Origin of the sequence: Paenibacillus canaveralius (assembly GCF_047238265.1) — a bacterium.
Classification (GTDB): domain Bacteria; phylum Bacillota; class Bacilli; order Paenibacillales; family NBRC-103111; genus Paenibacillus_F.
On the sequence record NZ_JBDFMM010000001.1, the window covers coordinates 5,067,692 to 5,091,103 of the forward strand.

The 23,412-nt window shown below is 55.3% G+C and carries 19 protein-coding genes, 1 pseudogene and 1 riboswitch; of the genes and pseudogenes, 13 read left to right on the forward strand and 7 right to left on the reverse strand.

The features are described from left to right. The first annotated feature begins 5 nt into the window (after positions 1-5). The 4 genes from ABC395_RS22830 to ABC395_RS22845 all read left to right on the forward strand — a co-directional run bounded on the left by ABC395_RS22830 (position 6) and on the right by ABC395_RS22845 (position 4,012). Positions 6-1,202: a Ger(x)C family spore germination protein gene (locus ABC395_RS22830; RefSeq protein WP_413006120.1), complete on the forward strand. Its 1,197-nt coding sequence runs from the start codon at positions 6-8 to the stop codon at positions 1,200-1,202. Between the two features lie 3 nt (positions 1,203-1,205). Continuing rightward, positions 1,206-1,412, forward strand: coding sequence for a hypothetical protein (locus ABC395_RS22835; RefSeq protein ID WP_413006121.1), 207 nt, complete (start codon positions 1,206-1,208; stop codon positions 1,410-1,412). A 121-nt stretch (positions 1,413-1,533) separates the two neighbouring features. Then, a complete protein-coding gene (locus ABC395_RS22840) occupies positions 1,534-2,643 on the forward strand; it encodes a GerAB/ArcD/ProY family transporter (protein ID WP_413006122.1) in 1,110 nt (369 codons plus the stop codon). A gap of 94 nt (positions 2,644-2,737) precedes the next feature. Continuing rightward, positions 2,738-4,012, forward strand: coding sequence for a BaiN/RdsA family NAD(P)/FAD-dependent oxidoreductase (locus ABC395_RS22845; RefSeq protein WP_413006123.1), 1,275 nt, complete (start codon positions 2,738-2,740; stop codon positions 4,010-4,012). Between the two features lie 264 nt (positions 4,013-4,276). Here the strand turns inward: ABC395_RS22845 and ABC395_RS22850 are convergent, their stop codons facing one another. From ABC395_RS22850 to ABC395_RS22860, 3 genes are all read right to left on the reverse strand, one after another. Then, positions 4,277-4,759, reverse strand: coding sequence for a hypothetical protein (locus ABC395_RS22850; RefSeq protein ID WP_413006124.1), 483 nt, complete (start codon positions 4,757-4,759; stop codon positions 4,277-4,279). Positions 4,760-4,858: 99 nt separating this feature from the next. Further along, positions 4,859-6,160, reverse strand: coding sequence for an ABC transporter permease (locus tag ABC395_RS22855; protein WP_413006125.1), 1,302 nt, complete (start codon positions 6,158-6,160; stop codon positions 4,859-4,861). Continuing rightward, positions 6,096-6,794 carry an ABC transporter ATP-binding protein gene (locus tag ABC395_RS22860; protein WP_413006126.1) on the reverse strand — a complete coding sequence of 233 codons (699 nt, stop codon included), beginning with the start codon at positions 6,792-6,794 and terminating at the stop codon, positions 6,096-6,098. The genes ABC395_RS22855 and ABC395_RS22860 overlap by 65 nt, the downstream gene beginning before the upstream one ends. A gap of 132 nt (positions 6,795-6,926) precedes the next feature. On the opposite strand from ABC395_RS22860, the gene ABC395_RS22865 reads away from it, so the two are divergent. The 7 genes from ABC395_RS22865 to nrdF all read left to right on the forward strand — a co-directional run bounded on the left by ABC395_RS22865 (position 6,927) and on the right by nrdF (position 15,975). After that, entirely contained in the window at positions 6,927-7,241 is a 315-nt protein-coding gene (locus ABC395_RS22865) for a hypothetical protein (protein WP_413006127.1), read from the forward strand. A gap of 200 nt (positions 7,242-7,441) precedes the next feature. Then, entirely contained in the window at positions 7,442-8,395 is a 954-nt protein-coding gene (locus ABC395_RS22870) for an aldolase catalytic domain-containing protein (RefSeq protein WP_413006128.1), read from the forward strand. Positions 8,396-8,559: 164 nt separating this feature from the next. Continuing rightward, on the forward strand, positions 8,560-10,656 hold the full coding sequence (locus tag ABC395_RS22875; protein WP_413006129.1) for a hypothetical protein: 2,097 nt from the start codon (positions 8,560-8,562) through the stop codon (positions 10,654-10,656). A 377-nt stretch (positions 10,657-11,033) separates the two neighbouring features. Further along, complete coding sequence (locus ABC395_RS22880; protein WP_413006130.1) at positions 11,034-11,585, forward strand: hypothetical protein; 552 nt, start codon at positions 11,034-11,036, stop codon at positions 11,583-11,585. Between the two features lie 294 nt (positions 11,586-11,879). Further along, positions 11,880-12,075: riboswitch (cobalamin riboswitch) on the forward strand. Between the two features lie 287 nt (positions 12,076-12,362). Then, positions 12,363-12,722, forward strand: a complete 360-nt coding sequence (gene nrdI / locus ABC395_RS22885) for a class Ib ribonucleoside-diphosphate reductase assembly flavoprotein NrdI (RefSeq protein WP_413006131.1) — start codon at positions 12,363-12,365, stop codon at positions 12,720-12,722. Further along, positions 12,709-14,793, forward strand: a complete 2,085-nt coding sequence (gene nrdE / locus ABC395_RS22890; protein ID WP_413006132.1) for a class 1b ribonucleoside-diphosphate reductase subunit alpha — start codon at positions 12,709-12,711, stop codon at positions 14,791-14,793. Before nrdI ends, nrdE begins: the two co-directional genes overlap by 14 nt. A 222-nt stretch (positions 14,794-15,015) precedes the next feature. Beyond that, positions 15,016-15,975: a class 1b ribonucleoside-diphosphate reductase subunit beta gene (nrdF, locus tag ABC395_RS22895; RefSeq protein ID WP_413006789.1), complete on the forward strand. Its 960-nt coding sequence runs from the start codon at positions 15,016-15,018 to the stop codon at positions 15,973-15,975. Positions 15,976-16,365: 390 nt separating this feature from the next. On the opposite strand, the gene ABC395_RS22900 is transcribed toward nrdF, so the two are convergent. The 4 genes from ABC395_RS22900 to ABC395_RS22915 all read right to left on the reverse strand — a co-directional run bounded on the left by ABC395_RS22900 (position 16,366) and on the right by ABC395_RS22915 (position 21,046). Next, positions 16,366-17,739, reverse strand: coding sequence for a TolC family protein (locus ABC395_RS22900; protein WP_413006133.1), 1,374 nt, complete (start codon positions 17,737-17,739; stop codon positions 16,366-16,368). 174 nt (positions 17,740-17,913) lie between these two features. Next, positions 17,914-19,140 carry an ABC transporter permease gene (locus ABC395_RS22905; protein WP_413006134.1) on the reverse strand — a complete coding sequence of 409 codons (1,227 nt, stop codon included), beginning with the start codon at positions 19,138-19,140 and terminating at the stop codon, positions 17,914-17,916. Further along, on the reverse strand, positions 19,121-20,410 hold the full coding sequence (locus ABC395_RS22910) for an HlyD family secretion protein (protein WP_413006135.1): 1,290 nt from the start codon (positions 20,408-20,410) through the stop codon (positions 19,121-19,123). Before ABC395_RS22910 ends, ABC395_RS22905 begins: the two co-directional genes overlap by 20 nt. Before the next feature lie 66 nt (positions 20,411-20,476). Beyond that, entirely contained in the window at positions 20,477-21,046 is a 570-nt protein-coding gene (locus tag ABC395_RS22915) for a TetR/AcrR family transcriptional regulator (RefSeq protein WP_103996437.1), read from the reverse strand. A gap of 233 nt (positions 21,047-21,279) precedes the next feature. Between ABC395_RS22915 and ABC395_RS22920 the strand changes: the two are divergent. Together ABC395_RS22920 and ABC395_RS22925 are read left to right on the forward strand one after the other, a co-directional pair. Beyond that, positions 21,280-21,984: pseudogene (locus tag ABC395_RS22920) on the forward strand (response regulator transcription factor). Further along, the gene (locus ABC395_RS22925) at positions 21,974-23,341 is read left to right on the forward strand and encodes a sensor histidine kinase (RefSeq protein ID WP_413006136.1); all 1,368 of its coding nucleotides are present in this window, start codon (positions 21,974-21,976) and stop codon (positions 23,339-23,341) included. The pseudogene ABC395_RS22920 and the gene ABC395_RS22925 overlap by 11 nt, the downstream one beginning before the upstream one ends. Positions 23,342-23,412: the final 71 nt, after the last annotated feature.

Genomic DNA, 23,412 nt, shown 5'->3' on the forward strand with positions numbered 1-23,412 from the left:
TTCCTATGCTTAAACGGCCGGCCGGCTTGCTTGCGCTGATCATGGCTGTATCGCTCCTCACCGGCTGCTGGAGCAAAAGAGAAATGAACGAACTGGCCATCGTGGTCGGCATCGGTGTGGATAAGATCGGCCCGCAGATTAAAGTCAACTTCCAGGTCGTCGATCCCGGGGAAGTGGCTCCCAAGAAGAGCTCCGGAGGCCGCTCCCCCATTACCGTCTACGAATCGATGGGAGATACGTACCTGGAAGCCATGAGAAAAATCACAACCAAGAGTCCCCGCCAGATGTATCCCTCCCATTTGCGTGTGCTGGTGATCGGAGAATCCGTCGCGAAAGAGGGCCTCTCGGATATCCTCGATATTTTCACAAGAGATTGGGAGCACCGGTCCGATTTCATCGCTCTGGTATCCAAAGGAAGCTCAGCCAGCGAGGTTTTGAAAGTCCTTACCCCACTGGATAAAATCCCGGCCAACGAACTGTACAGTTCACTGGAAACGGCGGAGAAGAAGTGGGCTCCCGTCTCGGTCGTTACCCTGGATATGCTGATCAAAAATATGACGGCGAAGGGCAAGGAAAGCGTCCTGTCGGCCGTTATACTGAAAGGCCCTCCCGACAAGGGCGAGGAACGGAGCAATATCGATCAGATCAAACCCGAAACCTACTTGCAGTACGCCGGCTTAAGCGTGTTTAAGAAAGACAAGCTGCTGGGGTGGATGAATGAGTCGGAGAGCAAAGGATATAATTACATAACAGATAATATACACAGCACCGTCCATCAAGCGGCTTGCCCCGACGGCGGCATCGCCGTGCTCGATCTTATCCGCAGCAAGACCACCGTTAAAGCCGGCATGAAGAACGGGAAGCCTCTTATCACGGTCTCACTCCGTTCCGAAGAAAATATAGGGGAAATGAGATGTATCATGGATTTGGGCAAAAGAGAAAACATTCAGTACCTGGAGAAAGCCGTTGCGGGAGATATCCGCAGAAGAATGCAGGAATCCATTGAGAAAGCCCGGGAACTGGGGAGCGACGTATTCGGCTTCGGCAAAAAGATGTATCAGAAATACCCGGCTTACTGGAAAAAGGTCAAAGGGGACTGGACATCCGCCTTCCGGGAGCTTGAGATCGAGTACGATATCCAGGTGAATATCCGCCAGCTCGGACGTTCCAACAATTCGTTCATCAACCGGCTGGAGGATTAACGTATGCTGACCGTTACGATGATATGGCTGACGGGTATCGTTCTCGGAGCGTTTCAAATTCCGTCTCTCTGGAAGCGCAGGATGCTGAAGGACTTGACCGCGTTCGCCGTTCTCCTCTTGACGGGAATGATCCTGTCCACCCTGCTGGCCCTCTTCATTCCTTTTCCGAAGCCGCTGGATATGGTAAATTTTCTGATCGGACGCAAATAACCGGGTTCTCCTAAGATTCCCGGCAGCCAGCTCCGCTTTTTTACGGCTTCTGACCCTGCTTCTTATCGTTCTTGCAAAACTCAGCCTGCGGCACGGCTGACAACCGAGGGAGGTGTGCCTGTTGGACCAGCTGAATCCCAGACAACTGACCGTGCTCGCCACCATGTACTATATAGGAAGCGCCATTCTCGTTATACCGGCGTATCTCGCGGATAAGGCCGGAAACGACGCATGGATCTCGGGCCTGCTCGGTTTGATGATCGGCTTTCTCCCTCTTATCCTGATTTACGCTTTGGAGAAAACTTATCCCGGCAAACACCTTGGTGAAATTCTCGAAGCCGCTCTCGGCAAAATATTGGGGAAAGTCATGGGATTTGCGTTCTTTCTGACGTATCCGTTAGGCATCATCACGCTATCCCTGAGGGATATCGGCGATTTTCTGACGACTTCCCTCCTTCGGGACACGCCGCTTGAAGTTCTCATTTTATTTACGCTTGTCGTGATCAGCATCGCGGTACGCCTCGGCATCGGTACCATAAGCCGGACAGCGGAGCTTTTCTTCCCTTGGGTACTCCTCCTCATCATCCTGCTCATCGTGTTCGTTTCGCCCAAAGCCGATATCGAGAACATTCAGCCCGTGCTTGCCTCCGGATGGCAGCCGGTTATGCTCGCCTCCTTGACTTTGGCCGGTTTTCCTTTTCTGGAGCACAACCTGTTCATGATGATTTTTGCGAAAGTAAAAGGAAGCGCCTCTCTCGCTCTGCAGTTAGCTAAAGGATCGCTCGTGTCCGGCCTGCTTATCGTACTCGTCATCTTTATGTGCCTGCTTGTGCTGAACCCCGGCCAAACGGCCGCTTACGTGTTTCCGACCTATGAGCTCGGCAAAATGATCGAATTCGGGCAATTCGTGCGCCGTATCGAAGTTATCGTCGCTTTCATCTGGTTTTTCACGATCTTTTTCCGGGTATCGTTCCTTCTCTATACGATGGTGACGGGCCTTTCTTACCTGCTCAAGCTTCACGATTACCGTGTCATTACGTTTCCGGTGGCCGTTATTTCAGGCGCCTTGTCGCTCCTGTGGTACCCGAACATTACCGAGCTGAACAACTTTTCGAGAATCTGGACCTACATCTCATTCTTATGGGGGTTCGGGCTTCCTCTGCTGCTGCTCGTGGGTTCCGCTGTTCAAAAAATGTTCCGGGGCCCCAAATCCCCTCGTGAACCGGCCTGATCCCTCTTCAAGGGGCAGCTCTTATCGGTTTGAAAAGCGGGCGATCCGTGATATGATCGAATAAAAATTTGAAGGTTCAGGGAGTTTACACCACATGATTTACGATGTCATCATAATCGGCGGCGGATCGGCGGGCCTTATGGCCGGCGTTGCCGCAAGCGCGGACGGAGCCAATGTACTTCTGCTGGACAAGGGCAACAAATTGGGCCGGAAGCTCGGAATTTCGGGCGGCGGACGGTGCAACGTCACGAACAATAAGGAAATGGACGAGCTGATCCGGCATATTCCCGGCAACGGCCGTTTTTTATACAGCGCCTTCTCACATTTCAACAACCAGGATATTATCGCTTTCTTTGAAAATCTCGGCATCCGCCTCAAAGAGGAAGACAACGGGCGCATGTTTCCCGTCTCCGATAAAGCCAAAACCGTCGTAGATACGCTGATCCGTCAAGTACGCAGCCAAGGCGTGTCCATCCGGACCAACTGCTCCGTAGACCGCGTGCTGTACGAGAACGGACGGACAACCGGCGTGCGGCTGCCATCCGGAGAGACGCTGCGCGGCAAATGCGTGATCGTCGCTTCCGGCGGCAAGTCCGTGCCTCACACGGGTTCGACGGGCGACGGATACGCATGGGCGGAGGCGGCCGGACATACGATTACCGAGCTGTTTCCCACGGAAGTGCCTCTTACCTCGGCCGAGCCTTTTATCAAAAGCCGGGAGCTTCAGGGCTTGTCGCTGCGCAATGCGGCGCTGACCGTATGGAACGCCAAGGGCAAGAAGCTGACTACCCACCAAGGCGATATGATTTTTACGCATTTCGGGATTTCGGGGCCCATCTCGCTGCGCTGCAGCCAGTTCGTCGTCAAGGAACTCCGCAAGTCGCAGAAGGACAGCGTGGAGCTGACCATCGACCTGTTTCCCGACCAAAGTACGGAGGAAGTGTACGAAGAGACTTTGGCGCTCGCCGCGGCCGAGCCGAAACGGGCGATCAAGAACGTGCTGAAGGGCGCCGTCTCCGAACGGCTCGTTCCCCTGCTGCTCCGTAAAGCGGAGCTGGACGAGTCGCTCACCCATGCGAACCTGCCCAAGCAGAACTGGATGGAGCTGAGCAAGCTCCTGAAAGCTTTCCCCCTGCGCGTGAACGGGACTCTATCGATCGAGGAAGCCTTCGTCACCGGCGGAGGGGTGAACTTGAAAGAAATCGATCCCAAAACGATGGAATCCAAGCTGACGGAGGGCCTGTTTTTTTGCGGAGAGGTTCTCGATATTCACGGGTACACGGGCGGCTACAACATTACGGCGGCTTTCGCTACGGGGTATACGGCCGGCAAGCATGCGGCCATGCGGGCGGAGGAAACAGGGGTTTAGATGTGTAAAAAGAGAACGGGAAAAAACCAGCTCCTCCTTCGGAAGGGCTGGTTTTTTTGTCGTTGGGGTGCAGGTGGCTCAGCCTGCCGCGGTTCGGCCCGGGTTCCTGCCGATATGCGCCGAAAACAGCGGAATGACGTGACCATGCGGAAGATCATGCGAGTAGATCATGCAGCGGATCATCGCCATGCGGCACTCTGCCTCTGCCCTGCTCCGGAAAATCGCAGGCGGACCGGCGGAAGACGAACCCCCGGCAGCTCCGTCTTACAAATGGATCCCGGCCGAAAACCGGTCGAAATCGTCGTCGGACGGGTCAAACTGCCGCTGCGGCTCTTCGTACGAGCCGTCGGCGCTCGCACCCGCCGCACCGGAGTATTCGCCCGGAACGCTGCCATCCCCGTCTCCGCCGCGCACAGCGGCCAGAGTCCCCTCCGGCGCGTCTTCTTCCGGGTCCTGGATCAAGTGAGCCGGGATCCGGATCGTGTCGAGATCGTACGCCGCCGCGTAAGCTTCCGGTTCGCTGTAACTTGCCTCGGCTGCCGGCGGCGCGTCGATCAGTTCGCCCGCATGGGCCTGGGCGATCTGCATGGCGGAAGCGAGGTCCTGCCCTTCCACATGGATATGCAGCGCAGGCTTCCCTTCCGAAGCGCTGACGCCCGGCCGGTAGCCGAGCTCGAACAACGTATCATAAGCAAGCCGCATATCCCGTTCCTGCGGAAATTCGAAAAATATCGGTGTATCGCTCATAAGGCATCCTTTCCGGTGCTGTCAGATCCGCCGTGCGCTCTTCATATTGGTAGCACGCACGCTTGCCGGTCGCCCTTAGTGTTCGCCAAACCCTGGCGTTTAATACCAGATGGTCACCAGAAAGGCGGCCGCATACGCGGCGGGCACGGAAAGAACAAGAGCGGCGATCCCCAGCGGCAGCGAGATGCTCGCGCCCGCGACAAGACCGACCAGCGCGAGTCCGGGCACGGCCAGAGCGAATGACGCTTTGCGGAGCGCTTCCTGCTTGCTGATTTCGCTCCACGCGAACATGCGGAAGAAGGAAGCGCCCAGCGTTTCCCGCGCGACCGACTTCATCCAGTAGGCCAGCACGAAAGCGGCGACGGCCCACAGGACGACGTGCATCGGACCCGGAAGCCGCCACGCGGCGAACGCGAGCACGGCCGTCAGCTGCGCGTACAGCTTCCACTGGCCGGGACGGCGGAGGACCGATTTGACGAGCGAATCGGCCAGCACCGCCGAAGCGTCCGTCCCGCGGACCACCCGCTGCGAGCGGCCCAGCAGCAGCGGCGCCCGGCGCTGGCGCGGCTTCTTGCCTTCGACGATGCCCCGGAGCATCAGAGAGGCGAGCTTCAGCCTCGCCTCCCGCTCCCGCTGCACGTCGGGGTAGAACGCTCCCGCCGCCCGCAGACGGCGGCGGGCAAGCGCTGCCGCGGCCGCAAGCAGCAGCGGCCCGGCGAAGTACCCCGCGGCGGAATCCGCCAGAATCAACTGGACGCAGGCCCAGTAGATGAGAAAGCCCGCCGCGAACAGCACGATGGAAGCCGCCACGCGCTTCCATCCGGCCCAGGCGAGCGCCGCAAGCTGGCGCAGCAGGCCCAGGTTCACCTTGGCCGCGTAGACGGCCAGGAACAGGGCCGCCAGCTTCAGCGCTCCGCCGGCGGGGTCTTCCGCCCGCAGCAGGGGCATCAGAGCGCCGGCCAGCAGGGCCGTCGTCAGTGCCTGCAGCCCGAGCGAGTACAGAAGCCCGCGGCGCTTGATCGCGGGCATCCAGCCTTCGCTGCGGACGAGGAAGAGCTGGTCCGCTTCCTCGATAAAGAAGCGGATGGTGCCGGACCAGGCGAACAGATACAGGAAAACGGCGACCAGCGATGCCGGGATATAGCCGAACCACTCGGGCGGCGTCCGCCACCACGCCGAATAATAAATGAAGGCAAAGATCAGGGCCGGAACGATCAGATAGACGGCCACCGTCCAGTCCACGGCCGTGCGCACAATGCGGTACTGGTAGGTCCAGTCGTCGAGCAGCCTCCGCTTGAATAATTTTGCCGGTGTCATATTCATTCCCTCCTCCGCCTCAGACCAGCGCATGGAAGCAGTCGAATAATGTGCCTTCCGGCAGTCCCGACTTCCGGCGCACATCGTCCAGCGTTCCCTGCGCCACGATCCGTCCTTCGCTGAGCAGCAGGAACGAGTCGCAGATGCGCTCCGCGGTGTCGAGCACGTGAGTGCTCATCAGAATGCCCGCTCCCCTCTCCCGCTCCTTCCGCAGCAGCTCCAGGAAGTCCTTCGTCGCCCTCGGGTCCAGCCCGATGAACGGCTCGTCGACGATGTACACCGAAGGCCGGTTAAGGAAGCCGATGATAAGCATCACTTTCTGCTGCATGCCTTTGGAAAAAGCGACTGGCAGCCGGTGCCGGGCATCCGACAGCCTGAACTGGGCCAGCAGCGTTTCCGCCCGTTCTTCGAAAACGGTGCGCTCCAGCCCGTAAGCCGCCGCCGCGAGTTCCATATGCTCCCACAGCGTGAGTTCTTCATACAGAACAGGCTGCTCCGGTACATAGGCAACCGAAGCCCGTCCGTCGGCAAATTCGATGCTCCCCTCGACATCCTTCAACAGGCCGAGCATGCTTTTGATGGTCGTGCTCTTGCCGGCACCGTTGGGCCCGATCAGACCGATCAGCTGCCCTTCCGGAATGCGGAAGTCGATATCCTCCAAAATTGCCCCGGAGTCGCCGTATCCCGCTTTTTTTATATGAATCGAAGCTTTTTCCAAATAAATTCCTCCATTTCCCCGTCCAGCCTGCGTCTATCCCTTTTCAAACGGGGTATGCATATTCTATAGTAGAAGTATAGCAGAAATTTATCCGGCTTCATGTTTTCGATTCTGAGTGTGAGGTGTCCGCGTATGCACAATCACAAGTCCTCTGATATCGACAGCAACAAATCTGCCGCCATGTCCGCTTATCTCATTTTTTGCCTGCCGCTGATGGTAGCCAGACATTCCAGATTCGCGATGTATCATGCGAACCAGGGGCTGCTGCTCCTGCTCTACGCCGTTTTCGCGCATCTGATGCTCGGGCTGCTTCCGGGTGTGGAGAACCTGCTGATGCCTCCCCTGGACATCTCCGTCTTCGCGCTGGCATTTATCGGGATCCGGAACGCCCATGACGGCAGAATGAAACCGCTGCCCCTCATTGGTAAGTTTGTCCTTGTCCGGTAAATCCGGACTTACAAAGGCGGTACGCGGTGCCGGAACGTACAAAAAAGCGGAATTCCTTAAGGGGACCCGCTTTTTTATTTGACCGTTTGTCAGTTCTGTCATTTGTCCGACAATTGCGCCGATTGATTGACATCCCTTATCAGATGCGTGATAATATAGCAAAATATGAGCCGGTATGCGGCTTTTGGAGGGTACCGAAAATGAAACACGATCAGCATAAAATTCTCGATTGTACGATACGCGACGGAGGGCTCGTCAACAATTGGGATTTTAGCGTGGAATTTGTTCAGGATATGTATCGCGGCTTGAATGCGGCCGGCGTTGAATATATGGAAATCGGTTACAAAAATTCGGCTAAACTCCTGAAAAGCGACAATGCGGGTCCGTGGCGTTTTCTGAATGAGGATTTCCTGCGTGAGGTCATCCCTACCAAGAACGATACGAAGCTTTCCGCGCTCGTGGATATCGGCCGCGTCGACGAGAACGACATTCTCCCCCGCGAGCAGAGCCAGCTGGATCTGATCCGCGTAGCTTCTTACATCAAGGATGTGGACAAGGGTCTGCAGCTCGTACAGAAATTCCATGACATGGGGTACGAAACGACGCTGAACATCATGGCGCTCTCCCACGTGATGGAGAACGAGCTTAACGAAGCGTTCGAGCTCATTAACAGAAGTCCGGTGGATGTGGTATACGTCGTCGATTCGTACGGCAGCATGAATCACAAGGACATCGATTACATGGTCAATAAATTCCAGCGCCTTCTGCCGGAGAAGAAGCTGGGCCTTCATATGCATAACAATATGCAGCTCGCGTTCTCCAACACCATCGTCGGTGCCGAGAAAGGCGTCGAGTTCCTCGACACCTCCGTCTTCGGGATGGGTCGCGCGGCAGGCAACTGCACCACCGAGCTGCTCGTCAGCTACCTGAAAAACCCGCGTTACGATGTGCGTCCCGTTCTGGACCTGATCGAACGCCACATGGTCGCCATGCGCGAGAAAGTGGAATGGGGCTACATCATTCCTTACATGATCGCCGGAACGCTCAACGAGCATCCGCGCGTAGCCATGGCCGTCCGCAACACCGCGGACAAAGACAAATACGTCGAGTTCTACGACAAGCTGACGACGCCTGAAACTATCGCCAATAATTAATCCCCTTATAAAGATCCTTTCCTCCGGGAAGGGATCTTTTTTGCTTTTCACGTCCCGGGAATCCGCACTTCTTTCATTAACTTTCGTTAATATCCTTACTAATTCCGGTTTGGTATAGTGACTCATGGAAAAGTACCCATCCTACTAACCACTGGAGTGAGACCATGTCTGCCAAAACCAAACACGATGCTTTCGAGGAGTTTTATACGAGGGCATCCAATACCGGCCCGGCTGCCGGTACGTTTTTCAATGATAAAGCTTATCTTTTTTACACGAACGGGAATCTGCTGGATCTCATTTGCATGGAAACTTATCTCGGCGACGATAAACGGGAAAAAGTCAGAGTCGTTAACAGCCCCAACAAAAAGAAAGGGCCGCTGGGGATTGAATATTTGACCAAAGTGGCCTATGGAGGCGACGGAGTCGGCGGAGGCCGGATACCGGCTCTGGCGGCTTGCGTGCATGAGGGCGTCCTGTATCTGTTTTACGCGGATCAGAGAGGGACGCTGCACCAAATGACCTCCCCGGACGGGACCGAATGGTCGGCGGCTCTTACCTTGGGCGAACGCATGCGCATGCGGGCGGACAGCCGGTTCGCAGCCGTCTCGGCCGGAACCCGTTTGTATCTCATCGGCTCCGATGCGGACGGCAAGCTGGCGTTGAACTGGACGGACAACGGGGGGCAGACGTGGGAGCGAACCGAAGCCCGTGAACAGCGGAAGGGTAAAGACGGCAGGACGGAGGAAATCCCGATCGCGGACGTCACTCATACGGCGGCATGCAGCTACCGGGACTCCGGCGGCAACGTGCGGATCATGGCCGGCTATATTCAGCGGAGCCAAGATACGAAGTCGGTTCTTTCCCGCAAAAAAGAAACGCTGAAAACGTGGCTCCTGCACCACGAGGAGCAGGCGCCGCCCCGGAAAGTAAATGAGCCGCAAGCCATAGCGGAAGGCGAGAATGTCAGCCACTTCGCGCTCGCTCCGGGCTCCATCGAAAACGGCTCTGCAGGCAGCGTCCTTCAGTTGTTCGTCAGCGGCAAAACCGAATCTGATGTTAAAGCGAGAAGATACGAATACTCCGTCTCCACGGGCGTCTGGTCGGCCCCCATTGTCCGCGGCTGGGGGCATATGTCGACGCCTAACGGGCACCATGTCGACGCCTTCTCGTTTTTTATCCCCGAGGAGGAAGGACATATCCGGTCCGAAATCTGGTTTACCCAGACGTTCGACGGCTCCGGCCGGAAAAAACATCTCGGCATAGGCCGGTACCGCTCCGACCGGCTTACCTTAACGGACACGCTGACGAACTGGGCGAACGATGACCATCTGACGTTTCTGGGCGTCGTCGAAAGCCCCCCTCCCCACGTGCTGAACGGCTCCGAGCTTAAAGATTCCATCTGCTCCTTCCGGTTCAAGTGGTCGAAGGAGGAGCAGGCGGCGGTATCCGCCAAGTACAAATTCGGCGCTTCTCTCAACTTTAGCGGCAAAGTTCCGGTCGTAGGTCTCGGTGGCGAGCTGAAGATCGCTTATGAGCGGGCGCGTTCCGTCACTTCGGAAATGAAGAGCATCAAAGAATTTTCGATTGAGCTGTATCCGTCCTTCACCAAAAAAACGGCTACGCATTTGTATATCCGTCCCAACATAACCCGGCACACCTACAAGCTGGGAGATTGGCAAAATCAAGACCTGGGAGTGCAGCTCAGTCTTTTCTCCGTCTCGGATCTGAGCATCGAGGCCCGTAAAGGGAAATCCTTGAGTACGTTCCCGAAGCGGCCCGATCCGAACCATATCGAGAACTATGTGCGGCGGTTTACGGATCTGCCCGATTATACGAATAAGCAGCTTTCGTTCAGTATGCCGGTCAACTGGTCGGAATCTATGAAAATCGAAGAAAATTTTATTAAAATCAGCAAAACCGTCACCTCCGTCTCCAACAGCGTATCCGTCGAATGCAAGCCTGCGGGCAAAGCCCCCGGCGACGTGTTCTCGATCGGTGTAGGGTCCAGCTTCATGTACACGTATGAAGTGAACGTATCCACCCAATTTTCATCGCAAATGGGCTGTACGGTCCGTTACCCGAATCCTCGCACGGATGAACCGGACGATATCAGCGAAGTGAAGCTGCTCATGTATGTGTTTTACCCCGATAAAAACAAAACGGACCGCTGCTACTGGATTCCGGAGGAAACGAAGAACCAGTATCCCTGGTGCGTGGCGTGGTCCGTGGATGAGCTGGTTAAGCAGGGCAGCGGCCAGTAAGGCAGCCGGATAGTTTTTTTCCATCAATCTGACGGCCATGGTTTAGGACGCCGCCTCTTTCTTTTGGCTGCTGCGGCTTCAAAAAGCTGTATACCGCTTCCGCAAGCTCAGCCGGAGGGCTCGGACCTTTGGAAGTCCGCTTGCGGTACAGAAGCAGCTCAGCCGTTATAAAACGGCACAGGGAAATTTCTCTGTGCTTTTTTTGCTCTGGGGCCTCCTGCTTTCGCTGCGTAAAATTGATTGACTAAATACATTCAAAAAAGCAAAATAGTTACATATACTGCTGTACTCATGATGTGATCGACGATCATTGACACGCAGCGAAACAGCACGCCGGGAACGGCGCGATACGAAAATTCACCCGGAGGAAAACCTTTATGGTTAGTTACGCTTGGCTCACCGGCATGCTGCTGCTTTTGTTTTTCGGTTTAAACGTCCTGCTGAATTATTTATCGCGCCGGGACCACGAACCTGTGCCGTCCTTGAAGACGAAAATTTGGGCGATTCCGGTTTTTTCCTTGCTCATCATCGGGCCGGTAATCGGTTTTGCTTTCTTATATATGACATTTTTCCGGGGGTTTGAACATACCGGCTCCCTCATCAGTTTTACGGGCAAAGCGGATCTCTTCACTTTTTCCCTGGTCATCTTGCTGAGCTTCCTGATCTTCGAGACTTTTATTCATCCCCTCCTCCATGCCATGATCCGTTACGGACTCAAGAGGCCCCCTTCCGTTTACGGCAGACAAATCATCACGATTATCGCGGACTGTCTTCTGATCTATGTTTTTGCTCATCTGATTCCCGGCGTATATATCCAAGATTTTTTGTCCGCTCTCACTTTGTCTGTCGCTCTGCACGTGATCGAATGGATACTTGCAGGCATAATGAGTCTTTATAAAAAGAACAACAAAAAAAATGTAAACATGTAAAAAGGGATCAAGCTCTATCCAAGGAGCTTGATCTTTTTTTAACGGGCTGCACCTGAAACCACCCGTTCAGCATATGAAAATCAGCTTGGCCGTATGGCTTGCCGGCGCCCGCAAACTTTGTCGAAATAAAAAGAAACGGAAATAAAATCTCGCCCGTTTATCGGCAGGTTATCACACCTTTTTCGCCTTTTATCTCGGTTTTTCTCCCCTTGTTGAGTCCTTACGCACAGTTGACAAACCACAATATATTGAGGTAAATTCATATCTATCACCTACATATTCACTATATATAGACTATATATAGATTGGACAGGTTTCCCGCCCCCGAGGCGGGAATCAAAAGGGAAGTCCGGTGCGAATCCGGCGCGGTCCCGCCACTGTCAACGGGGAGCGCCCCACCCATACCGCCACTGACGGATGCCGTCGGGAAGGCCGCGGAGGGGCGCAATGAACCTGGAGCCAGGAGACCTGCCTGTCTGAAAGACACCGCTGAACCTACGGGAGATAGGGAGGTGTCCGGACGTTTTTCACATTGCAGCCGCTAGCACGGCTGTCCCCTCCACCGCCTTCGGGCGGGGAACCGGACGGCCGGCTTGTACGCGCGGCTTCAGCCGGCCTTTTCGCCGAGCCGTCAGAGGCAGGCGAAGAGGCCGGGAACTGACTGTGAATCCAGAGCCGCTCTTTGTCACAAAGAGCGGCTTTCATCCGGGCGCGCCGACTACTTCCCGTAGCCGGCGCGCCCCGTATTTTTGATAGAGTGGAAAGGAAGATGCTTCCATGCTGGTAGTTTACGATTCCCGTACGGGAAATGTTCAACGATTCATTAACAAGCTGAATTTGAAGGCCGTACGGATCGAAGAGGATTTGACGATCCAGGAGCCGTTCGTCCTTGTTACTTATACGACCGGATTCGGTCAAATTCCCGGCAAAGTGCTGGACTTTCTGAAACATCACTCTTCCTTTCTGCGCGGTGTCGCCGCAAGCGGCAACCAGAACTGGGGACAATCTTTTGCCCTGAGCGCCGACCGCATTTCATCGGCATACGGTGTTCCGGTGCTTGCCAAATTCGAACTTTCCGGCACGTCTAGCGACGTGGAACGATTCCATAAAGGGGTGCGCCATCTTGAAGCATATTGAACTGAACAACGAACTCATGATACCGGGGGAAGACGGTTTTTACCGTCTGGAGAAAGACCGCGAAGCGCTGGACGCCTTCCTTGAAGAAGTGCAGGGGCAGACCGTTCCTTTCGGCAGCATCAAAGAACGCTACGATTATCTGATCGGCGAAGATTTCTACGAGAACGTGTACGAGCAGTACACGCTGGAGCAGATCGAAGCCATCCACGAAACGATCCGCGAAAGCGGCTTTAAGTTCCAGTCCTACATGGCCGCTTCGAAATTTTATAAAGATTACGCCCTGCGCACCAATGATAAAAAGCAAGTCCTCGAATCGTACGAGGACCGCGCCGCCATCGTCGCCCTTCACCTCGGTGAAGGCGACTTCGGCAAAGCGCAGCGGATCGCCAAGGCGATCATCGAGCAGCGCGTCCAGCCGGCCACGCCGACGTTCCTGAACGCAGGACGCAGCCGCCGGGGCGAAATGGTCTCCTGCTTCCTGCTGGAGATGGACGACTCCCTGAACTCCATCCAGTACGTCATCGGCACCTGCATGCAGCTGTCCAAAATCGGCGGCGGCGTAGCCGTAAACATGTCCAAGCTGCGCGGACGCGGCGAGCCGATCAAAGGCGTCGAAGGCGCCGCCAAAGGCATCATGCCCGTCATGAAGCTGCTTGAGGATGCCTTCTCTTACGCGGATCAGATGGGTCAGCGCCGGGGCTCCGGAGCGGTCTACTACTCCGTGTTCGGCTGGGACATCATCGAATTCCTCGACTGCAAAAAGATCAACGCGGACGAGAAATCCCGTATCCAGACGCTTTCCATCGGCCTGATCGTGCCGCAGAAATTTTACGAGCTGGCCGAGCAGAACAAGCCGCTGCACGTGTTCGCCCCGTTCTCCGTCTATAAGGAATACGGCCGTCACCTCGACGATATGAATATCGACGAGATGTATGAAGAGCTGCTCGCCAACCCGAACGTGAAGAAGAAAGTCGTAATGAGCGCCCGCGACATGCTGACCAAGATTGCCGTTATCCAGCTCGAATCCGGCTATCCGTACATCATGAACCGTTCCAACGCAAACCGCGGACATGCTCTGAAAGACATCGGCAAAGTGAAAATGTCCAACCTGTGCACGGAGATTTTCCAGCTTCAGGAAACGACGGAGATCGGCGATTACGGCCAAGGCGATATTATCCGCCGGGACATTTCCTGCAACCTCGCTTCGCTTAACATCGTGAACGTGATGGAAACGAAAAGCATCCGCGACTCCGTCCACAGCGGCATCGAAGCGCTGACTTCCGTCAGCGACAACACGACGGTAGCGAACGCGCCGGGCGTTGTAAAGGCGAACAAGGAGCTTCATTCCGTCGGTCTCGGCGCGATGAACCTGCACGGTTATCTGTCCAAAAACCGGATCGCCTACGAAAGCCCGGAAGCGAAAGAATTTGCCCGCGCCTTCTTCATGGCCATCAACTTCTACTCGCTGGAGAAAAGCATGGAAATCGCACGCGACCGCGGCGTCACTTTCGCCGATTTCGAACGGTCCGAATATGCGAAGGGCACCTATTTTGCCAAGTATGAAGTGAAAGATTACCGTCCCGAATCCGATAAAGTCAAAGCTCTTTTCGAAGGCATGGATCTTCCGTCTCCGGAAGACTGGAAAGCTCTCAAAGAGCAAGTCATGAAGCACGGCCTGTACCATGCTTACCGTCTGGCCATCGCGCCGACACAGAGCATCTCGTACGTGCAAAACGCGACTTCCAGCGTTATGCCGATCGTCGACCAGATCGAAACGCGCACGTATGCAAACTCGACCACTTACTATCCGATGCCGTACCTGTCCAAAGAAAACATGTTCTTCTACAAGTCGGCTTACCGGATGGACCCGTTCAAGATCATCGATCTTATCGCGGAAATCCAGGAGCATGTGGACCAGGGCATTTCCACGGTGCTGCACGTAAACAGCGACATCTCGACCCGCGAGCTGGCCCGCAACTACCTGTATGCCGCCAAAAAAGGCCTCAAATCGCTCTACTACACCCGCACGAAGCGGCTGACCATGGAAGAATGCCTGAGCTGCTCCGTTTAAGAGAGAGCCGGGTTAAGAATAGATTCGTTTAAAAGAAGCCGGCTCGCGGCACGAACGTAATAAACGCTCCGTGCAGGCCGCAAACATCCGTATGGCGCTTACCCTATAAGCAGCTTTATGCTGGGCCCGAACTTGGAAGCCCCGCATAAAGCTGCCTACGGTTATGCACGGCAGCGACTCATGCCGGATTTGCAGCGCGCCCCATCCAAAGGAGAGAAAATGATGAAAGCCGTCAATTGGAATAAACCCGACGACGATTACACCTGGTCGTTTTGGCAGCAGAACGTGATGCAGTTCTGGACCGAAGAAGAAATTCCCCTTTCCGACGATAAAATGGTCTGGATCGAGATGAGCCCCGACGAGCAGGATGTCTACAAGAAGGTTCTGGGCGGCCTGACGCTGCTGGACACCCTTCAAGGCGGAGTCGGCATGCCGAGGCTCGTCGAGCACATGGACGGGCTCCAGCGCAAAGCGGTGCTGTCGTTCATGGGCATGATGGAGCAAATTCATGCGAAGTCCTACAGCAGCATCTTCACGACACTGGCGAGCAACGAGGAGATCGACGGCATTTTCCGCTGGGTCGAAGAAAACGGACGCCTGCAGCAGAAAGCGGATCTCATCAACCGCTACTACAACAGCATCCAGTCCGACAAAGACCTTTATCTGGCGATGACGGCTTCCGTTTATCTCGAAAGCTACCTGTTCTACAGCGGCTTCTTCTATCCGCTCTACCTGGCCGGACAAGGCAAAATGACGAACAGCGGCGAGATCATCGACCTCATTCTGCGCGACGAAAGCATCCACGGCCTGTACGTCGGTACGCTGGCGCAGGAGCTGTTCGCGACTCTGAGCGAAACCGAGCAGCAGGAAGCCGCCGAAGAGCAGATCAAGCTGCTCCTGGAGCTGTACGAGATCGAGAAGCTTTACACCGAGGAGCTCTACACTCCGCTCGGCCTGCAGGACGATGTGCTGCGCTATGTGCGTTACAACGCCAACAAAGCGCTGATGAACCTCGGACGCGATCCTTACTTCCCGGAAGAACCGGTTCATCCCGTCGTTCTGAACGGAATCCGGACGCAGACGAAGCAGCATGACTTTTTCTCGAAAAAAGGCAACGGCTACGTCCGCGCTCTCCGCGTCGAGCCGCTTAGCGACGACGACTTCAGCTTCGAAGGGCTGTAAGCCGCCCCGGCGGTGCCCTTCACAGCCCGGCCGGATACGCAAGCGGCCGGGTATACGCAAAAAGACGTACAAAATTGGAGACAATTTTGTACGTCTTTTTTGCGTTCGGGCAGCGGGGCTGCCGGAGGCGGACGCTCGCCGTGCTCGATGTGCGGTGGTGTGCATGCGACAGACCCTTGCATAAAAGCCACCCTATACCGGTGATGCCTCTCATCTGCCTTGATTGGTGCCATCCCGTTTCCGGCAGTCAACCCTTCCCTAGATACAAAAAAAGGCCGATCCCAAGGACCGGCCCCTTCCATTCATGGCAGCCATATTAAGTTCGTATACATTTAACTGCATAAAGCTCCGCTATCCGCTCATCAGCCTAATTTTTGAAACGGCTGCTTTTTACGAAATAAATCCTCTGTCCATCGCTTCGGCTTTGCGCACCAGCGCGAAGTATTTCAGCCGGGCACCCTCCAGCGTGGTTTGAGCCTGCTGAAGCTTGAACGAAAACTTCTCGTAATCATGCTTGGAGACAAATCCGTTTTCGTAACGGATTTTCATTTTGGCGACGTCGGCCTGCGCGTCCTTAAGGTTACGCTGCTCGTTCAGCACGGTCTGATAAGCGTTCTCGGCATCGCTGTAGGTCGCATAGATCTTTTTGACCAGCTCGGCTTTCGTCTGTTCCTGCTTCTGGTAAGCGATCCCCGTGTTGATGTTCTGATACTGGCCGCCGTACGTATTCTTGGTCACGGTATTCTGCTGCTGCCAGATGGCTTCGTCGATGCCGTTGTGATCCATTTTCAGCTTAAAAGAATTGGCCAGCAGCGTCTCGGTATCTTTCTTCGCAACCGGCTGCACGTTTCCGGACACGGCGGACGGCTCTTCAAGAAGCAGATCCGGGCTGTATTCCACGCCGATATCGAAGCAAAGCTGTACGAGACCCAGCCGGTAGTTGTTCTCCAGCGTCTGAATATCGTCGCCGATTTTGTTCACCGCTTTGCGGGCGGTTTCCACATCTTCGGGAGAGGCGAGACCGGCGTCGCTCAGCACCTGGGCGCGTTTCGTCTCTTTCTCCGCCACGCCTTTGTACTCATGCATGAGGGCGATCTGCTTCTTGGAGCCGAGAAGCTGCACGTATTGCGCCGTCACTTGAAGCTTGATGCCCTCAATCGCTTCGTCGGTCTGGAGCAGGTTGTTCCACATATCCGTATCGAGCTGATGCGAGGTAGTTTTCATCTGTTCGCGCTGGGCCTGCAAAATCTGGTTAATGCCATTAACCATTTGGCCCTGACCTTCGATGACCTTGTTCAGCACCGTATTCGTTTCGACAACCGGACCGATCCAGAAGAAGCTGTCCGGAGTCGCTTTAGCCGGGTCGATCTGATACTTCTTCATCGCCTCGGGCGTCATGTAATCCTGCGGGGAAGCCGGAAGCTTATAGCCTTCGAAACTGCCTCCGTACAGGTTTTCGCTCTGATTCTTGAGATCGCTGCTTTTACTGCCGAGCGCGGCTGTTTTCAGGTAGAGCAATTTCATATTGTAGGAGTTGTTAAGCGTCCGTTCCAGCACGCTGTCCAAGGTCAGTTTGCCGGTTTTCTCCAGCGCGGGCAGGCGCACCTCGTCTTTATCGAGAGGCTTATCGGTTGTCGCGTGAAGCTGAACAAGGTTGCCGTCTTTGATCTCGTAGTAGGGCGAATGGGTATCCGCCGCCCATGCGGCCGGCATCATGCCGAATACAAAAGCGGACGCGGTCAGCGTAGCTATGATTTTTTTCATCGAAAATCCCTTCTTTTCCAAGGTATGATAAGAACTAAACGCAGGCTGAGGGACATGGGACCGAAAACGCTGATGACTGAGACTTATGTAAACGGCGCGCCTGCTTTATAAAAGAAACAGCTTTCGCGCGCCGGTGAAACGTTGTTTGACATGGTGCCGGCCGGAACAAAACTTTTACACCGTAAGAGAGGTGCTCTCCGACTGGACAGCAGGCAGCCCGGCCTGAACCGGCTCATCCGTCTGCTTGCGGAACATGGCGAACCGGGTGAGCAGGAAGGCCGCGAAGTACGTGATGAATCCCGTCAATGCAAGCGCGATGCAGTCCTTGACGATCACGTCGTAGCCGTTGCCTTTGACGAATACATGGCGGACACCCTCTAAGAAGTAGGTGAGCGGCAGCATATGTCCGAGAATGCTCAGCGCCTTCGGCATCGCTTCAAACGGCCACGTGTAGCCGGACAGCATGAACGACGGCACCGCAATCAGCATCGCGATCTGGGTGGAGCCGAGTTGAGCGCTTGAGAACAGGGAGATGAAATACCCGATGCCAAGCACCGCAAAGTTGAAGCAGGCCGAGAGCAGCATAGCCATCAGAATCTGTCCGCGCATCGGAAGATCGAATCCGAACAGCATGATCGTGAACACCACGACCGCATTCAGCATGCCGATGATAAAATACGGGACCGATTTCGCGTAAGCAAGACGCCACGGCATCTTTTTCCACTCGGCAAAGCGGTTCCAGAGCCCTCTTTCCTTATCGCGGGTGATGGTCAGGGCGATACCGAGCAGAAGAACCTGCTGCAAAATCGCGCCTGCCAGGCCGAAAATCATAAAATCACTGTAGTTGAACGTCGGGTTGTAAAGCACCCGGTAGCGGAACGGGACCGCGGAGAACGTCGTGCTGACCTGTTCATCCTGAAGGCCCTGCTGCTGGAGCTTCTTGCCGCTGACGCCGTAGCTGTATGTCGTGACGATCTCATTGGCCGCACGTGTCGCGGAGTTGGAGATCATCATGTTGGCGCCGTCGATAAGCGTCATCACCGGCTGCACATCGCCGTGTTTGATGCGGGCTTCGAATTCCTTCGGGATAATGACCCCGACCTTCGCTTCTCCGCGGGAGATGGCTTCCGTCACCTCCGCCTCCGAATGGTAGGCGTTAATGACCTGGAACGTTTCGCTCTGATCGAACGCCTGCACGATCTGGCGGCTCAGTTGACTGTTGTCCTCGTCGAAGACGACGGTCTGCATTTCGGTTACTTTATGCTGGATATAAATCGATCCGAATAAGGTTGTGTAAAGGATCGGCACGAGGAACAGGATTGCCATCAACCGGCGGTCTTTGAAAATTTGCCGCCATTCCTCGGCGATCACGCTTCCGACTTTAAGGGGCAACGGTATCACCCGCTTTTCCTTCCCATTGTACCGTCATTCCCGTCAGAACCGATTCCGGCAGCTGAGGCAGCTCGACTTTCACGCCGAACGAGCGGATATCGGTATCGGACGCGTTCTGCGTCGCTTTCTTCACGGCGAAGTCCGCAGCCGGTGCGACCGTGCTGACTTTACCGGTCACGGCGGCGCCGTTAGCCGTCACTTTTACGGTCACGGTATCCCCTGCCTTCAGACCGGCCGCGTCCGTTTCTTTCAGATAGAAACGCGCCCATTTCGTCTCCGCGGAAGTTTCCATCGTAAATACCGGGAAGCCGGAGCCTACCATTTCGCCCAGTTGAGCGGATTGGGAAATGATGATGCCGTCGGATGGAGCAAGCAGCTCGGTGTAGCTCAGGTAAGTCTCGGCTTCGCTTTGGGCCGCCTGGGCCTGCTGCTGTCCGGACTGGGCGGATTTGACGGCGCCCTGCGCCTGCTGGATCGACGCCTGAGCGGCATTCACGTCACCTTGGCGGATTTTCACCTGATCCATGTTCGCCTTAGCCAGCTCGACGGCCGCTTTGGCCTGTTCCACCTGCGCTTCCGCGGCCTGGATTTCCTCCGCGCGCGGTCCCTGCTGGGCAAGCGCGTACTGCTGCTGCGCCACTTCGTATTTGGCTTTGGCCTCTTCGTAGCTGACCTTCGCTTTATCCACGTCCGTCTGGGCGACAAGCCCCTCTTCCTTCATTTTTTTCACCCGGTTGTAGCTTTCTTCCGCTGTCTGGAAAACCTCTTTGGTCGCATTGAGCTGAATTTCAGCCTGCTTTTTCTCTTCCGGTCTCGCCCCGTTCTTGAGCGCGTCTACTTTCGTCTGAGCGGCTTTCACGACCGCTTCGGCCTGTTTCACTTGTTTCGCGGCCGTTTCCGCGGTCAGCGTCACCGCTTCCTGACCCTGCTGTTTTTTCGCTTGAGCCGTCGCTTCCGCGCCCTTCGCTTCGGCGATTTTTCCTTGGGAAAGCGCTACGGCCGCTTTGGCCTGGGCTACCTTCGCCTCGATTTCCTGGCTTTGAATCCGGGCCAGAACCTGGCCTTTCTTCACGGTGTCCCCTTCTTTGACCAGTATTTCGGTCACGCGGCCCCCGGCTTTAAAGCTCGCGGCCACCTGATTCGCTTCGATATATGCGGTCGGCAGATTCGCCGGACGGTTCTGGGTGCTGCTCAGGGCCTCCTTGGAAGACAGCAGGAAAGTTCCCCCGCCGATCAATCCGGCCATCACTACGTATACAACAGGTCTAACAAACTTCATCTAACATTTCCCTCCCAGGATGCTTTCTCTAGTTCATAATTTAGGGTGTAAACGGACAAACCGCCCTTAGAGGGCGATTCCGTCCATCATATAAAGCTGGATTAGATCCGAAATCTGCTCGTTGGTAAGAGGCGGATGCTTTCTTTCCCAGTCGACGAGCAGGACCAGGTACATGCGCACCAGGACGAACGCGGTAATTTCGGGATCACACGGCTTGATGCTTCCGTCCGCGACGGCAATTTCCAGATGCTGCTTGATATAGCCGATGACGCCTTCCTCGATCTCCCGGAGAGCATGCTGCGCCGCCGGCGTACCGAACTGGGCGACTTCCTGCGACAATTTCAGCAGCAGTTCATGCTCCTTGCGGTAAACCAGAATGCTGTATGTAGCGGAATGCAGCTTCTCCATGATCGTACCGCCCTTGGAAATGCTGGCATCGGCCAGTTTTCTCATCTCGGCGATCAGAGATTTGACGATCTCGTTTAACAAATCTTCTTTTGTCTCAAAATACAGGTACAGCGTTCCCTTCCCTACGCTGGCGATTTTGGCGATCTGATCGACCGTCGTTCCTTTGTATCCGAACAAAGCAAACGATTTTTTCGCCGCATCGAGAATGTTATCGCGCCGCTGATCCATTCGGCACCTCCGTTTTGACCAAAATCCTATTTTAGTTCTGTAGTCAAAACAATATCATCTTTAATTTGCAAAATCAACGGGTCCCGGCAGCGAAACCGCTATACAATTTTGCCCTTTTGTCTAAAAGCGGCCCTTTATTTGCAATACTTTGCCGGATCCTCCTTTAATTTTCCTCCCTTCCGTATGGAAACGGCCCCCACCACAAACACTATCTGTAAAAGCGGAGGTGCGGGATGAGCAGCAAAATTTTGTTGGTGGAAGACGAAAGTAAAATTGCACGCGTCCTGCAGACTTGGAGCTGCAGCATGAAGGCTATGAGGTCAGTCTGGCCGAAGACGGGCGCGAAGGTCTGGATATGGCGCTGGCGGAGCCGTGGGATCTCATCCTGCTCGATATCATGCTTCCGGAGCTGAGCGGGCTGGAAGTGCTGCGCCGCCTGCGGCAGCAGTCCGCGGTCCCCGTCATCCTCCTGACGGCCAGGGACGCGGTGCCCGACCGGGTAAGCGGCCTCGACCAGGGGGCGAACGACTACGTGACGAAGCCGTTCGCCATCGAAGAAGCTGCTCGCCCGCATCCGCAACCTGCTCCGGCTGACGACCCAGCAGAGCCAGGCGGAGAACGAGCAGATGCTTCAGGCGGATGACATCGTCATGAATCTGAAGAGCCGCGAGGTTACACGCACGGGCAAATCCGTCGATCTTACACCCAAAGAGTTCGACTTGCTCCAGTATCTGATCCAGCACAAAGGGGAAGTGAAATCCCGGGAAGATATCATCTCCGATGTATGGGGCTACGATTTCGTCGGCGACACGAACATTGTGGACGTGTACATCCGTTACTTGCGGCAGAAGCTCGAAAAAAATTTTCCCGGCAAGCTGATCCATACGATCCGGGGTGTCGGTTATCTCATTAAAGGAAGTGGCCCCGATGAGTCTTAAGCTGCGGTTTGCTCTCCTTCAGACCTCCCTGCTCTTTCTGATTCTTCTGGGGGTCAACTTTTTTATCTACTACCTTTTTATCGAAAACAACTCACGCAACGAGACACAAAATATCGAACGCAAAGCGGCCAAGCTGCTGCTTCAGGAAAATGTGGTGCAGCACCCGGAATATTGGGAAAATCCTTTTCTGCTCAAAGACTTTCTCGTCGCCAACGAACTGATCCGGCTTATCGGACCGGACTCCACGGTGCAAAAAGAAATTTACACGGACGAAACGCTCCTCCAGCGTCCCGCCAAGTTTATAACGTCTACGGGCTCCATCTCCAAGCTGGTCTCCACGGACAACGGTTTTTGCCTGTATGTGCAGGTGCCGGTCATGGAAAACGAGCGTCAGATCGCTTCCCTGGAAATCGCCCGCAAGCTGGTCACCCTGAACGATAATGTGCAGGTGCTGTTTCTCGCTCTTTTTTATACGACGCTCGGCGCGCTTGTCTTATCCGTTATCATCGGGTATATCTATGCCAGTCTGGTGTTTAACCCCATCCACAGGCTTGCCCAGACGATGGAAAGCATTGAACGGAGCGGAACATTCAGGCGGCTGGAAATCAAATCGACGCGCAAAAAAGACGAAATCGCCCAGCTCGGCCAGACGTTTAATGAAATGATCGGCCGCCTGGAGCAGCATTTCGAGCAGCAGAAGCAGTTCCTTGCGGACGCCTCCCACGAACTGCGCACCCCGCTCACGATTATCGAGAGCTACGCCAGATTGCTCAAGCGCTGGGCCAGCAACGATCCCCAAATCCGCGACGAAGCGATCGAAGCCATTCTAAGCGAATCCGTCCGGCTGCGGGAAATGACGAAGAGCCTGCTCACCCTGGCGGATTCGGACGAAAGACAGCGCACCGAATGGCAGGAATTCGAGCTGCGCTCTCTGGTTCAGGCCACGGCCGCTTCCATTCAGCTGACGTTCGACCGGGAGGTGCGTCTGGATCTGCCGGACGAGGACACGCCTCTGAAGATGAAAGGCGATCCCGAGAAGATCCGCCAGCTCCTGATCATTCTGCTCGATAACGCGATCAAGTACAGTCAATTGCCGATCGACATTATCGTGCGGGAGCAGCCCCGTCACCTGCAGATTTCCGTCGTGGACAAAGGAATCGGCATTGAGAAGGACGATATCCCGCAGCTGTTCAACCGGTTTTACCGCGTCGATAAAGCGCGCAGCCGCAAAAACGGAGGCGTCGGACTGGGACTCGCCATCGCCGAGAACATCGTCAAGCTCCATGCCGGAACCCTCAAAATCCAGAGCGAGCCGGATATCGGCACAGAGGTTCATGTCCGGCTGCCGAAAGATTAGGATGGCCTGGACGGGACGGCCTCATGGAATTGCAAGCAAGAGACGGCTCACACCGGGGACGGCTCCTTCTC